The organism is Chloracidobacterium sp. (genome assembly GCA_025057975.1).
Taxonomy (GTDB): Bacteria; Acidobacteriota; Blastocatellia; order Chloracidobacteriales; family Chloracidobacteriaceae; genus Chloracidobacterium.
Genome location: JANWUV010000013.1, coordinates 37104 through 50730 on the forward strand (window position 1 = coordinate 37104; position 13627 = coordinate 50730).

Genomic DNA, 13627 nt, shown 5'->3' on the forward strand with positions numbered 1-13627 from the left:
CAACGATACGGTGGTTGCCCGACATTAGGTGAAGGTATGCCGCGTTACTGGTTGCTCAAGTCTGAACCCAGCGTGTTTTCAATTGACGACCTGCGCCGGTCACCCAAACAGACGACAAGTTGGGAGGGCGTACGGAACTATCAAGCGCGGAACTTTCTCCGCGACGAAATGCAGGTCGGCGACTTGGCGTTTTTCTACCACAGCAACGCTGCGCCGCCGGGTATTGTCGGTGTGGTCGAGGTCGTGCGCGCCGGCTATCCCGATCATACGGCGTTTGATCCAGATAGTCGCTACTACGATCCCGGAAGCGATCCGGCGCGGCCGGTTTGGTTTATGGTGGATGTCCGGTTGGTTCGGGTATTCCCTCGAATGGTTTCGCTCGATGAACTCAAACGGACGCCGGGGTTGGAGAAAATGCTGGTCATACGGCGCGGCATGCGGCTTTCCGTGCAACCTGTCACCGAAGACGAATGGCGCATTGTGTTGTCGCTGGTTGACGACGCGCGGAAGTAAGAGCGGTTTGGATTTTTGGGTGCAACTAGGAGCAACGCTATGCGCTATGCGGCAGGGCAAGTTTGGGCATACCGTCATCGTCCCGGCGAAGAAGCTTCCCGGTTGACTATCTTGCGTGTGGACGCCGACCCACAACACGGCTGGATTGTTCACATCGCCGTGAGTGGAGTGGCGATCAAATCGCCGCACGCGCCAGACGGCTACCTGCGCCACATCGGCCACTTGCCGCTAACGGAGGTGGCGCTGGATGCATCCGTCACAGCGCTGGTCGAAACACAACCGCCGCCGCCGGCTGGCGACGGCTATGCAACGTGGCGTGAAGCCTTCGACGGAGGAGAAGGTGGTGTGTTTATCGTACCGCTCGACCAGTTGATTGACATGCTTGAGGAAGCCACGTCGTAAGCTGAAAACTCGTTTGAAGGTGAGCTGGTAACGAAGCCTATCAATGCGTCGAGGCTAACAAAGTCAAGGTTTAACGAATCGGAGCAGCCCACGGCGCTTCCCTATGGAAGAGCAGCGTTTGCATGCGCTTGGCGAGCAAACGTGACTAAGCTAGCCACGCGCACCTGCATTGCGCCGCCGGTGCAGGGAAGGCAGCTGGATAACATTCATGGCAGATTTGGCAACAAACATCTTACAGGAGACGGACATTCCGCCTGAACGTTGCGCGGCATTGCGCATTGCATCAGTCAGTCCAGTGGCGAACGGCGACCTTTGGAAGCTCAATGTTTTTGAGGGAGAAGGGTTTCCGCATGAGTAGTCTTGCCAGTGTTGTCGGCGGCGCGGCTGAGCGCCGTCGTTGGATGTGGCGCGGTTATGGGCTAACGCTTGCCGCATTCTTGAGTGTGAGTGCGCCGCTGCAGGCGGCTTGGACGGCCGAGTTCGCTGGGCAGGGGGCGCAAAACGCCGCCAAGCCCCCTGAGAGAAACAGCGGCGGTCGTCAGGATGAGAAGCCGGGCGACAAAAAACGCGCTAAGGACGCAGCAGACGCCGCCAAAGACAAAACACCCAAAGCCGAAAAGCCGAAGGTTGTCAAGCTCGGCAAGCCAGAAACATGGGACGGGGAAACCGTCGCCGAAATCGTGATTTACGCCTATGGCAGCCGACCGGTCATAGACTACGTGTTTACAAACGCGCGGTTGGAAGGCGTCATCAAAATCGCCGCTGGCGACGACCGCCCTCCGATTGAGGGCAAAATTCTCGAATACATCCTGCGTCGTGAGACCTCCGACCGCAACTGCGTTCGCATCGAGGTTGAGTTGCCCGGCCCGCAGGAGGGCGAACCACAACAACTGGTTTTCGGCTTCAATGGCTACACCAGTTGGGCGGTGCAAAACCGCCAGTCCATCACCTTGACGCCGCAGGCGCAAGCGACGTTTCTAGCCTCGCTCAAGCACGATTACATGGCGCTGTTGCGCTATAAGGAGGACGGTGCGACCGTAACGCGCGTTCCCGGCGAGCGCATCATGGGCATTGACACCATCGGCCTTGAACTCACCCACCGCGACGGCGCAAAAACAAAGTACTTCATCAGTAGCCGGACATACCACATCCTACATCTTGAGTACGAAGTGCAGCCGACGCCGGAAGACAAACCACTCAAGTTCCGAGAGTCGTTTTATGACTTCCGCGCCGTTCAAAACCTGCTCGTCCCGATGCGCAAGGAGCTATATGAGAACGGTAAATTCAAGCAGCGGATTGAGTTCCGCGATGTGCGATTTCGTCTGGCCAAGCTCGATGAAGACATTTTTCTGCGCCTGTAGGCGACTGGTCGCGCGTTGGTGGGCGCTGCGGCGGAACAAGCGTACTGGAGCGACGGCGGCCCGGATTGGCGCGCAGGGCGTCGTCGCTGTGGAGCTAGCCCCAACCGGCTTTGTCACCGTCGCCGGTGAACTCTGGGCGGCGCAGGCGGTCAGGGGCTGTCTTGCACCGGGCGCGTCGGTGGTGGTGGTGGGCGTACAGGGTGTACGGCTTCAGGTTGCGCCGCCGCAGGCGTATCCTCTGGTCAGCGCCGTCTGAGGACGCCGACGTGCGCCACCGCCTGCCAGGCTTTCGTGTATGAGCCATCTACTGGACGGTCTCAATCCTGAACAACGCGCGGCCGTGACGACGACCGAGGGCCCGTTGCTGGTCATTGCCGGCGCAGGTTCAGGCAAAACGCGCGTCATTGTTCACCGCATCGCCTACTTGCTTGACCAAGGGTTGGCGCGGCCGGAGCAAATTTTGGCTGTGACGTTCACCAACAAAGCCGCGCTCGAAATGAAGGAGCGGGTGCATCAGCTCGTACCGGCTTCGCGGCGACGCGGCGAACTGCTGATTTCGACCTTCCACAGCTTTTGCGTTCGCGTACTGCGCCGTCACCTTGACCGCTTCGGCGGCGCTTACACCCGCGATTTCACGATTTACGACACCGACGATCAGGGGCGGCTCATCAAGGCTTGTCTCAAGGAGCTTGGGCTGGACGACAAGCAGTATCCGCCGCGCGCCATGCAGTACGGTATCAGCGCCGCTAAGAATCGGGGTGAGACGCCGGAGACGCTTGCGCCGAACGGTGACCCCAAGCGCGACGCTCTGATCAAGACGTTTCGGCTGTATGAGGCGCGCATGGCGGCGGCGAACGCGCTGGATTTTGACGATCTGCTGTTGTTGACCGTCCGTCTGCTGCGTCGTTTCCAAGATGTCGCCGACGACTACAACGACCGTTTTCGCTACATCTTGATTGACGAGTACCAAGACACCAACCCGCCGCAGTTCAATCTCGTTCGATTGCTGACGCAGCGACACCAAAACCTGTGCGTGGTTGGAGACCCTGATCAGTCCATCTATGGGTTTCGAGCGGCGGACATTCGCAACATCTTGGATTTTGAGCGGCACTACCCGCAGGCGAAGACGATTGTGCTGGCGCAGAACTACCGTTCGACCAAAACGATTCTCGACGCCGCCAACGCCGTGATTCAAAACAACCGGGCGCGACGCAAAAAAGACCTTGTGACGCAAAACGCGGTTGGAGAGCCGATCCGATTTTTTGTGGCCGCGAACGCCGAAGAGGAAGCCGATTTCGTGGTGCGGGAAATCATCGCTTGGCGACGCCGTTATGAGCATCTGCCGCCGGAAGAGACGCGCGCCGCTGTCCTGTACCGCACCAACGCTCAGTCGCGGTTGTTTGAAGAGGCCTGTCGGCGGTGGGGTGTGCCGTATGTGTTGGTCGGCGGCTTTTCGTTCTACGAGCGGGCGGAAATCAAAGACGCGCTGGCTTATCTGCGTCTGCTGCTCAATCCGCACGACGACGCCGCGTTTGACCGGGTGGTGAATGTTCCTCCACGGGGCGTCGGCAAGGCGACGTTGGAGTTGTTGGCGGCGCGCGCGGCTAGCGACGGCGTCTCACGCTGGACGGCAATGACACACCTGCTAGAGGAAGGCGGGCTAGGGGCGCGTGCGCTGACAGCGCTCAGCGGTTTCATGGCGCTCATCCAGTCGCTGCAGGCGATGCTGGGGGCGGCCAGGTTGGCCGATGTGGTTCAGGCGGTTGTCACGCGCTCCGGCTATGCTGACATGCTGAAGCAGGAGGGCACACTGGAGGCCGAAAGTCGCCGGCAGAACCTTGATGAACTCATTTCGGCGGCGGCCGAAGCCGACGAGCGCGGCGAACAGCTGCGTGAGTTTTTGGATCGGGCGGCGCTGGTCGCCGATACCGACAACCTTGTGGACGACGCACAGGTGACGTTGATGACGGTTCACAGCGCCAAGGGTTTGGAGTTTCCACTGGTGATGGTCGCAGGGTTGGAAGAGGGCTTGTTCCCGCATGCACGCGCGGCGTACAACGATGATGATCTAGAAGAAGAGCGTCGCCTGTTTTACGTCGCCGTGACGCGCGCCAAGCGACAACTCTATCTGACGCATGCTGAGCGTCGTCGGGTATACGGTGAGGAGACGCTCACTGATCCGTCGCGTTTCCTGAGCGAAATACCAGAAGCTTTGCTGGTGGATGCGCGGCAAGCGAGGCCCGAGGCGCGTCAGAGAACAACCATGACCGAGGTCAGCGGTCGGGGTTGGGGGAGACCGAAGCTGTTTGCCGTGGAAAGGACGAAGCGGGCGGCGGCTAGGGACGCTACAGGCTTCAAGGTCGGCGACCGAGTGGAACATGCCGCCTATGGAACCGGGCAGGTTGTGCGTGTCGCCGACGGCAAACTTGACATTGCTTTCCCGGGCAAAGGCATCAAGCGTTTTGTCGCGGAAGCCGCGCCGCTGACTAAGATCAGTTAAGGGTGACAACACCTGACGCGCTTCCTGTGAAGGTATGAACATGCGCCACTAGTGCGCCACCAGATTAGCGTCGGCATGCGCCGCGCCGACTTTGGCGTATCGAAAAGGCAAGCGATGCCTAGGCCCTGCGGCCAAAAGCCGGACAACGTGCTTATTGGGCGTCTCACTGCGTCATGACCGCATTACCACATGCGTCCAACAGTGTAAGCCGAAGCTTGGCGTTGGCGTTCTTGGGCGTCCACGACGGCAATAGCCGCCAAGTTGACAATATCCTTGACCTCGGCGTTGTTGGGCAGGACGTGCGCTGGATGTGACAACCCCATCAAAATTGGTCCGACGGCTTCAGCCCCGCCCAGCGTCGCCAGCAGCTTGTAGGCGATGTTCGCCGACTGAAGGTCGGGAAAGACCAGTACCGTCGTCCGTTTATCGCCCAGCGCCGCAAACGGATAATCACGCGCCAACTGTTCCGGTGACAGCGCCACATCCGCCATCACTTCACCATCAATGGTGAGCGCCGGCTGCTTTTGCCGCGCCAGTTCAACCGCCAGCCGAACTTTCTCCGCCAATGGGTGGCGGACGCTGCCGAAGGTCGAAAACGACAGCATGGCGATGCGCGGTTCGATGCCGAACTGCTCGGCCGTCCGCGCCGCGTGAATGGCGATGTCGGCCAAATCCTCGGCCGTCGGCTCAATGTTGACGGTTGTATCGGCGAAGAAGTAGGCGCGATTTTTGACCACCATCAAATGCAGCCCCATGACGCGCCGGACGCCCGCCGCCGTTCCAAAGACGCGCAGCATCGGCTTGAGCGCCTCGGCGTAGGCGCTCGTCACGCCCGTCACCACGGCGTCGGCGTCGCCCATTCTGACCATCATTGCTCCGAAGTAGTTGACGCGCTTGAGCATTTGACGCGCGCCAATAAGCGTCAAACCCTTGCGCTGACGCAGCCGGTGCAGCGCCTTGGCGTAGTCCTCGAATCGTTCGGAAGTCTTGGGAGAAATGATGTCAATCCGATCGAAAGCCAGCCGCAGGGTTTCCGCGCGCGACCGAATAAACGTCGGATCACCCAACAGAATCGGCTGCGCAATCTGGTCTTCGGCCAGCGCCGCCGCCGCGCGAATTACGCGGTCGTCGTCGCCCTCCGGCAAGACAACGCGCTTCGGTGCGCGCCGCGCCTTGGTGAACATAATCCGCAGCGTTTCGCGTGACTTGCCCAGCCGGTTGGCGAGTTCCTCACGGTACGCCTCCACATCAAGCTGAATCCGCGCCACGCCGTCACGCATCGCCGCTTCCGCCACCGCCGAAGCGACCCAGATGAGCACGCGATAATCAAAGGGCTTGGGAATGATGTAGTCGGGGCCAAACACCAGATGCGAAACGCCGTACGCTTTAGCCACCGCCTCGGGGACATCCTGCTTGGCGAGCGCCGCCAGCGCGCGCGCCGCCGCCATCATCATGCCGTCCGTAATCGTCCGCGCCCGTACGTCCAACGCCCCACGGAAAATAAACGGAAACCCAAGGACGTTGTTGACTTGGTTGGGATAGTCGCTCCGTCCGGTGCCCATGATGCAGTCGGGACGCGCGGCAAGAGCTTCCTCGTAGCTGATTTCCGGGTCGGGATTCGCCATCGCCAGCACAATCGGGCGGTCGGCCATGGTTTTGAGCATCTCGGCCGTCACCATGCCCTTGGCCGACAGCCCAATAAAAACGTCGGCTCCACGCAGAGCGTCGGCCAGCGTCCGGGCGTCGGTTTCGACGGCGAACTCAGCCTTGTGTTCGTTCATGCCTTCCGTTCGACCGCGATAAATGACGCCCTTGGTGTCGCACATGAGGATGTTTTCCGGCCGGACGCCGAACTTCTTGTACATGCGGGCGCAGCCCATTGCGCTCGCTCCCGCCCCGGAAAACACAATTTTGACGCCGTCAAGCGACTTTCCCACAAGCTCCAGCGCGTTGATGAGGGCGGCGCTGGAGATGATGGCCGTACCGTGCTGGTCGTCGTGGAACACCGGAATGTCGAGTTCCTCGCGCAAGCGGCGTTCGATGTAAAAACACTCCGGCGCTTTGATGTCTTCAAGGTTGATGCCGCCGAAGGTCGGCTCAAGGATTTTGAGCGTACGGATGAGTTCGTCGGGGTCTTCGGTCGCCAACTCCAAATCGAACACGTCAATGTCGGCGAAGCGTTTGAAGAGGACGCCCTTGCCTTCCATGACGGGTTTCCCGGCCAGTGCGCCGATGTTCCCTAGACCGAGCACCGCCGTACCGTTGGAGACCACGGCCACCAGATTGCCCTTCGCCGTGTAGGTGTAGGCCGCCGCCGGGTCGCGGGCGATTTCCAGACAGGGTTCGGCGACGCCCGGCGAGTAAGCCAGCGACAAATCGCGCTGCGTCAAACAGGGCTTGGTTGGTACGACCTCGATTTTTCCACGGCGTCCTTGTGCGTGGTAATCAAGCGCAGCTTGGCGGCGATTCATGACTCGTCATCCTTGTGCAGGCGTGTCGAAACATTTCGCTGACTCTAACGCAGGCGCGGCGTACACTGTTTTACCAATGCGCCTGTCGGTTGTGTGAGGTTTCAGCGGCTCTTGGTTTGAGACGCCGCCGCCAACCGGACGTAGTGCGACGTGCTTCCTTCACGGCGTAGGGCGATGCTACACCTTGGGAGCGAACACTTCACCCGGCCGCGCGTCCAACGCAGGAGGCTGCAAAGATGCGTTTACCAAACTTCACCCTGATCCGTCTGATGGCAGGCGTTATTGTCTGGTGGGTTGTTGGTTTGGCGGCTCAGGCGCAGCCGCCGCCACTCATAGACCGCCGGCTCATTTTCGGCAACCCCGAAATCGCCGCCGCGCAATTGTCGCCGGACGGCAAGTTTGTCGCGTTCCTGAAGCCTTACAAGGAAACGCTCAACATCTGGGTCAAACGTACGGAAGAGCCGTTTGCGCGCGCCCGTCCGTTGACCGACTCTACGACGCGCCCCATTCGCAACTTCTTCTGGACGCGCGATGGGCGGTTTATTCTGTACGTGCAGGACCGGGGCGGCGACGAGAACTTCAACCTCTACGCCGTGAATCCGACGGCTGCGCCGGACAATGGGCGGGATGTTCCGGCGGCGCGCGATCTCACCGGCGTCAAGGGCGCGCGGGTGCAAATTTACGCCGTGCCGAAAGACAAGCCGGAAGTCGTGTGCATTGGTCTCAACGACCGCGATCCGGCTTGGCACGATGTTTATCAGCTCAACCTGACGACCGGCGAGCGGACGCTCATTCGGCAAAACAAGGAGCAAATCTCAAGCTGGTTCTTTGACGAAGCCGGGACGCTGCGTCTGGCGTTGCGTATTGCGCCCAACGGCGACACCGAGGTGCTGCGTGTGGACGCCGACCGCATGGTGAAGGTTTATTCGTGCAGCGTGTTTGAGTTGGTAACCCTGCTGCGGATGCACCCGGACGGCCGGCGCGTCTATATGACGACGAATCGCGGCAAAGACGTTGATTTGACGCGCCTGACGCTGTTTGATCCCGTAAGCGGCAAGGAGGAACTTGTCGAGAGCGACCCGCTAGGCCGTGTGGATTTTGGCCGCGCCATGTTTTCGGATGCCACGAACGATTTGGTCGCTACAGTCTATGTGGACGAGCGGCCGCGCGTTTACTGGCGCGACAAGACCTATGAGCACGACTACCGCTGGCTTCAGAAGCGCCTGCCGGGTAAGAATGTCGTTTTTAGCTCCGGGACGCGCGACGAGCGACTGTGGTTGGTGACCGCAACGAGCGACACTGAGCCGGGCGAAACCTATCTGTTTGATCGTCGGACGAAGCGGCTGACGCTTCAGTACCGGCTGTACGAAAAGCTTGACCGGCGACATCTCGCGCCGATGAAGGCGATTCGCTATTCGTCGTCGGACGGGCTGGAAATTCCGGCGTATCTGACGTTGCCCAAGGGCGTATCGGCGAGAAACCTGCCGTTGGTGGTGCTGCCGCACGGCGGCCCATGGGCGCGGGATGTGTGGGGCTACAACCGGGAGGCGCAGTTTTTGGCCAACCGGGGATACGCCGTACTGCAACCCAACTTCCGCGCTTCAACCGGCTACGGCAAGAAGTTTCTCAACGCCGGCAACGGGCAATGGGGCGATTTGATGCAGGATGACCTAACGTGGGGCGTCAAACATCTTGTCGCCGAGGGTGTCGCTGATCCGCAGCGCGTCGGCATCATGGGCGGCAGTTACGGCGGCTATGCAGCGCTGGCTGGGGTGGCCTTTACGCCGAAGCTCTACGCGGCCGCCGTGGCGCTGGTCGCGCCGTCGAACTTGATTACGTTGCTTGAAACAATCCCGCCTTACTGGGAAGCCGTCCGCCGCGTGTTTCATACGCGCATCGGTGATCCAAGTAAACCTGAAGACCGCGCCCGCATGGAGCGCCAGTCCCCACTCAACGCCGCCGACCGGATCGAGACGCCGCTGATGATTGTGCAGGGGGCAAACGACCCGCGCGTAAAGAAATCTGAAGCCGACCAGATTGTGGTGGCGCTGCGCGACCGGGGATTCCCGGTTGAGTATCTCTGCGCGCCGGACGAAGGTCACGGCTTTGCCCGTCCGGTCAACAGCATGGCGTTTTACGCGGCGGCGGAGCGCTTCCTGGCGGCGCATCTCAAGGGACGCTTTCAAGCCGATATGCCGGAGGATGTCGCCGCGCGGCTGAAGGAAATCACCGTGGATGTGAAGACGGTCATGCGCCCGGAGCGCGCGCGTCCGGCTTCGGTCGGCGTCGTCAAGCCGGAAGGCGACCTGCAAGCCGGACGATTTCGGTATCGCGGCTTCATTGACGTACCGGGGCAGCATCTGCCGACAACCGTTGAAACCATTGTGACGGAAGCCGATGGTCTGTGGGAAGTGCGTGAGGAAACCAGCCTGCCGACGGGCAAAGTGATTGAAACAACACAACTGGAAAAGTCTTCGCTGTTTGTGCGGAGGCGGCAAGCGACGCAAGGGCCGACGGTGGTGGATATCACCTTTCGGGACGGCAAAGCCGACGGGACGCTGACATTCAACGGGACGCCGCGCTCCATAGCCGCTGATTTGGGCGGTGAGTTGCTGGCCGACGGAGCCGGGCGCTATCTTGTCGTCGGACGCCTTCCGCTGGCTGTCGGGTACGCGGTGACCCTGCGCAGCTTCGACGTACGGAATGGTCGTCCGGCGCTGGTGCAGCTCGAAGCGACAGGTGAAGAAGAGGTCGGCGTTCCTTTAGGAAGGTTCGTTTGCCACCGCGTCAAACTCACCGACGAGGCCGGCGTGCAGACTACGGTTTGGATTGCCAAGGAAAGTCGCCTGCCGGTTAAGGTCGTCGTCAAGGCTGCTGGTCTGGGCGCTGCTGAGATTCAGCTTGAGTTGGTGGAGGTTGGGACGCCGACCACAAAGATGTAGCTGCTTGAGGTGTTCCTCTCCTCCCCTCTTGTTCGTCACATTTTGCTCTGAAGGGCGTGTTCCCCAAGGGTGAGTGCCAAGCCGTAGAGGTAAATGGCGTACGACAACCTGTGCAAGTACTTGGCGGAGACCTACCCGGCGGCGATGGTGCGCTGGTTGGCGAGGCGCTGTCCCGAACTGACCGGAGCGGCGGCGACGCCCGACGCCGTGCAAGTCCTCAAAACCGAACTGCCGGTGGAGCCGATTCGGGCGGATTTTGTGACGCTGTTGCGGGCGACCGACCGGCTGTTGCACGTGGAGTTTCACGTTGACCCAACGTCTGAGCCGCCGTTGCCGTTGCGGATGTTGGACTACTGGGTACGGTTGTACCGGTTGCATCGGTTGCCGGTGACGCAGGTGGTGGTGTTGTTGCGGGAGAATGCGGCGGGGCAGGGGTTGGAGGAGGTGTTTGAGGTGGGTGGGACACGGCATCGGTTTACGGTGGTGCGGTTGTGGGAGGTGGAGGCTGGGGAGTTGTTGGCGGACGAGGCGTTGTTGCCGTTGGCGGTGTTGGGGAAGTGGGAGAGTGGGGAGGGGTTGTTGCGGGCGACGGCGGCGCGGGTGGCTGGGGTGACGGATGCGGCGAAGCGGGCTAATCTATCGGCGTGTGTGCAGGTGTTGGCTGGGCTGCGGTTTGAGCGTGGATTGATTCGTGGGTTATTTCGGGAGGAGAGTGGGTTATTTCGGGAGGAGACGATGCGGGAGTCGGTGATTTATCAGGAGATATTGGAGCGCGGTATGGCGCAGGGGCTTGAGCGCGGTATAGCGCAGGGCGTTGAGCAGGGCAGTCGTTTGGAAGCGGTGCGGCTAGCGCGGGCGCTGCTTGAGCGGCGGTTTGGACTGCTGCCGTCCGATGTTGCAGCACAAGTGGAGCAGTTGTCACGGGAGCAGGCGGAGGCGCTGGCGGTAGAAACCATCGGGTTTGACAATCTGGAGTCCGCCCGCGCTTGGCTGGCGACGCAAACCACCGCTTCCGAGTAAATGTCGGCAGACGGCGATAAGTGCGCTTATCTTTTTGCGGCGCGCGCGCCGTCGCTGGAGGTCAGAGCGGTCTCCCCGCTGTCACCGGTTGTACTCGGCGACGGTGTATCCAATGAAGTTTGACCGACTCGGCTGGCCCAGCAAGGTAGCGTGATGGTGAACGTACTGCCCACACCGACTTGACTCTTGACCGTGATGTTGCCGTCGTGAGCGGCGACAATGCGCTTGGCGATGGCCAACCCTAATCCAAACCCGACTTTCTTCTTGCCCTGACCGCCTTGGCGATATGGGTCGAACAGAAACGGCAGCTCCGCCGCCGGAATGCCGACGCCCGTATCCGTGACGCTGATCTCAACAAATGACAACCCAGCCTCAACACCCTCGCCGGCGACCTCACGGGCTGAGACGGTGATGGTCCCACCCGACGGTGTAAACTTGGCCGCGTTGGTCAGCAAGTTCATAAACACTCGTTCCAGCTTGCGCGCGTCGCCGGCGACCGCCGGCAACGTTGGCGGCAGGTCGGCCACGAAGTCGAGCGCGTTTGCTGCGCCCAGCCGTGTATTTTCCACACACTGCCGCAGTATTGGGACAAGATCGAGCAGCTTGAGGTCGAGCGTCAACGACTGGGATTCACTCCGAGACAACTCCAACAGGTCGGTGATGAGGTCAAGCGTCCGACGAACGTTTGACTGAGAGGCGCGCACAAGTTCCAAAAGGTCAGGATCGGATAGTGTTTCTTCTATCAGTTCCAGCGTGCCATTGACGGCCGCCAACGGCGACCGCAGATCGTGAACGAGCATCGCCGTAAATTCCGACTTGAGCCGATCCAGCTCCATCAGCCGCCCATTGGCGGCCTCCGCCTCTGCGCGCCGCTGTTCGGCTTCCCGCCGCGCCTCTTCGCGCGCCGCTAGGGCCTCGCTCAGTTCCTGATTAGCTTTTTTGAGCTGTTCGTTGAAATTGACGGAGATGGCCACTTCGGCCGCCCGGAGGTCGGCTTCGGCGCGGGCGGCCTCTTTTTCCTGCTGCAGCATCATCAGCCGCGCCAGCAAGCCGACCGATATGAGCAACCCCTGCGCCGCCGTCCCGAAGTGCAGCACGGAGTGCCATGCGATGGCCTGCGGTATCAGGCCGGCGGTACGCAGCGTGTTGAGGACAACCGCCAAAACAACCACCGACCACGCCACGAGGAAATACAGCGCCGGCCGATAACCTTGCCGCAAGGGTACGAAGGCCGACAGCAGCCCGAAAATACCGCCCAGCAGCATGGACGAGTTGGCAATTTGAGCGACAAACCGGGTTGGCGTTACGACGGATAGAACCGCCAAAGTAAAAAAGACAGCAGCCAACGCCCCAAGAGCGCGGTTGACCAGGGGGCTGTGAACCTCCAGCAGCAGGTACTTTCGCGTCAGCAGCGCCGCCGTGGCCGACACGAGGTTGGCCAATGCCAAACGCGGTACAAAGCCTTCCACCACGAAGCCGCCAAGCAGCCAATTCTGAAGCTGCGTCGCAAAACCGTCCACACAGGCTTGAAACAGCCCTAAGCTCAGCAGGTAAGCGGAGAAATAAATGTTCGCCCGATCCTGAATGCCTAGGAAAAAAACGGCGTTGTAGATGACCAAAATGAGGAGCAGCCCGTAGTAAACACCGAGAAAGAAGCTATGGATACGATCCTTGCGGGCATGGTCAAGCGGCTTCCACAGCGTCGCCGAGAAGGTCAGTGAGCCTCTGGTTTCCACTCGCAGATAGACAAGTTGCTCCGTGTGCGGCGGGACGGCGACCGGAAACACCGGCAGTCGGTGCGGGATGACGCGCACGTTGAAGGGCAGGGCGTCGCCGGCTTCAAAGCGTATGAAAGCTCCCGCCGGCGCGTTGCTGCCGGGCAGGTAGGCTTCTACGCGGCTCAAGTAGGGCTGTTCGACTTCAAGCAGACGTTCCATGGTCTGCGCCGTGTCGTTCCGCAAACGCAGCCGAAACCAGTAGGCTGAAGACGTGTAGCCTAAGTTGAGCGTGTCGGCGTTGGTTGGGACAAAGTTGAGCGTCCCGCGCGTCACGTCCTCAATGGTGACCTGACGGGAGCGGTCTTCAAACTGCTCCAGCAGCGGCGTCAGTGGTTGCGACGCTAAGGCGTCGCTCACCACTACCGGGGCGGCGGTTGTGTTCCTTCCGGTCAACAGTAAAAGCACCTGCACCCAAAAAAGCGTCAGGCGGAAGGTCTTCCACTGCCGGCTTGCGCCAAACCACATGTCAATACCGTGTTGGTCATGGTTCAGTTTTTGCCAGTCTAACGACGATGACGGACACTTTCCAGCCAAGCGTAGGCGAAGTGGGCAATACACCCAGCCTCTTGGACGCGGCACCTGACGAAGGAGAAACAGCCCACGTCTCATACGCAACCGAAGTTACAGGCGGGTTTAGATG

At 60.6% G+C, this 13627-nt stretch carries 9 protein-coding genes; 7 read left to right on the forward strand and 2 right to left on the reverse strand.

What is annotated here, in order from left to right:
- The first annotated feature begins 36 nt into the window (after positions 1-36).
- From NZ585_11765 to NZ585_11785, 5 genes are all read left to right on the forward strand, one after another.
- Positions 37-513, forward strand: coding sequence for an EVE domain-containing protein (locus NZ585_11765; GenBank protein MCS7080705.1), 477 nt, complete (start codon positions 37-39; stop codon positions 511-513).
- A 39-nt stretch (positions 514-552) separates the two neighbouring features.
- A complete protein-coding gene (locus NZ585_11770) occupies positions 553-915 on the forward strand; it encodes a hypothetical protein (GenBank protein MCS7080706.1) in 363 nt (120 codons plus the stop codon).
- A 350-nt stretch (positions 916-1265) separates the two neighbouring features.
- Entirely contained in the window at positions 1266-2276 is a 1011-nt protein-coding gene (locus NZ585_11775; GenBank protein MCS7080707.1) for a hypothetical protein, read from the forward strand.
- Positions 2251-2532, forward strand: coding sequence for a hypothetical protein (locus NZ585_11780; GenBank protein MCS7080708.1), 282 nt, complete (start codon positions 2251-2253; stop codon positions 2530-2532). Before NZ585_11775 ends, NZ585_11780 begins: the two co-directional genes overlap by 26 nt.
- A gap of 39 nt (positions 2533-2571) precedes the next feature.
- Entirely contained in the window at positions 2572-4776 is a 2205-nt protein-coding gene (locus tag NZ585_11785) for a UvrD-helicase domain-containing protein (protein ID MCS7080709.1), read from the forward strand.
- Positions 4777-4958: 182 nt separating this feature from the next.
- On the opposite strand, the gene NZ585_11790 is transcribed toward NZ585_11785, so the two are convergent.
- Entirely contained in the window at positions 4959-7247 is a 2289-nt protein-coding gene (locus tag NZ585_11790) for an NADP-dependent malic enzyme (GenBank protein ID MCS7080710.1), read from the reverse strand.
- Between the two features lie 236 nt (positions 7248-7483).
- Here NZ585_11790 and NZ585_11795 point away from each other — a divergent pair, with 236 nt between their 5' ends.
- Both NZ585_11795 and NZ585_11800 read left to right on the forward strand, forming a co-directional pair.
- Positions 7484-10189 (forward strand): prolyl oligopeptidase family serine peptidase, encoded by a 2706-nt coding sequence (locus tag NZ585_11795; protein MCS7080711.1) that lies wholly within the window; start codon positions 7484-7486, stop codon positions 10187-10189.
- A gap of 93 nt (positions 10190-10282) precedes the next feature.
- Positions 10283-11209 (forward strand): Rpn family recombination-promoting nuclease/putative transposase, encoded by a 927-nt coding sequence (locus NZ585_11800; GenBank protein ID MCS7080712.1) that lies wholly within the window; start codon positions 10283-10285, stop codon positions 11207-11209.
- A gap of 26 nt (positions 11210-11235) precedes the next feature.
- Here NZ585_11800 and NZ585_11805 read toward each other — a convergent pair whose 3' ends face one another.
- Positions 11236-13452 carry a sensor histidine kinase gene (locus NZ585_11805; protein ID MCS7080713.1) on the reverse strand — a complete coding sequence of 739 codons (2217 nt, stop codon included), beginning with the start codon at positions 13450-13452 and terminating at the stop codon, positions 11236-11238.
- Positions 13453-13627 lie beyond the last annotated feature (175 nt).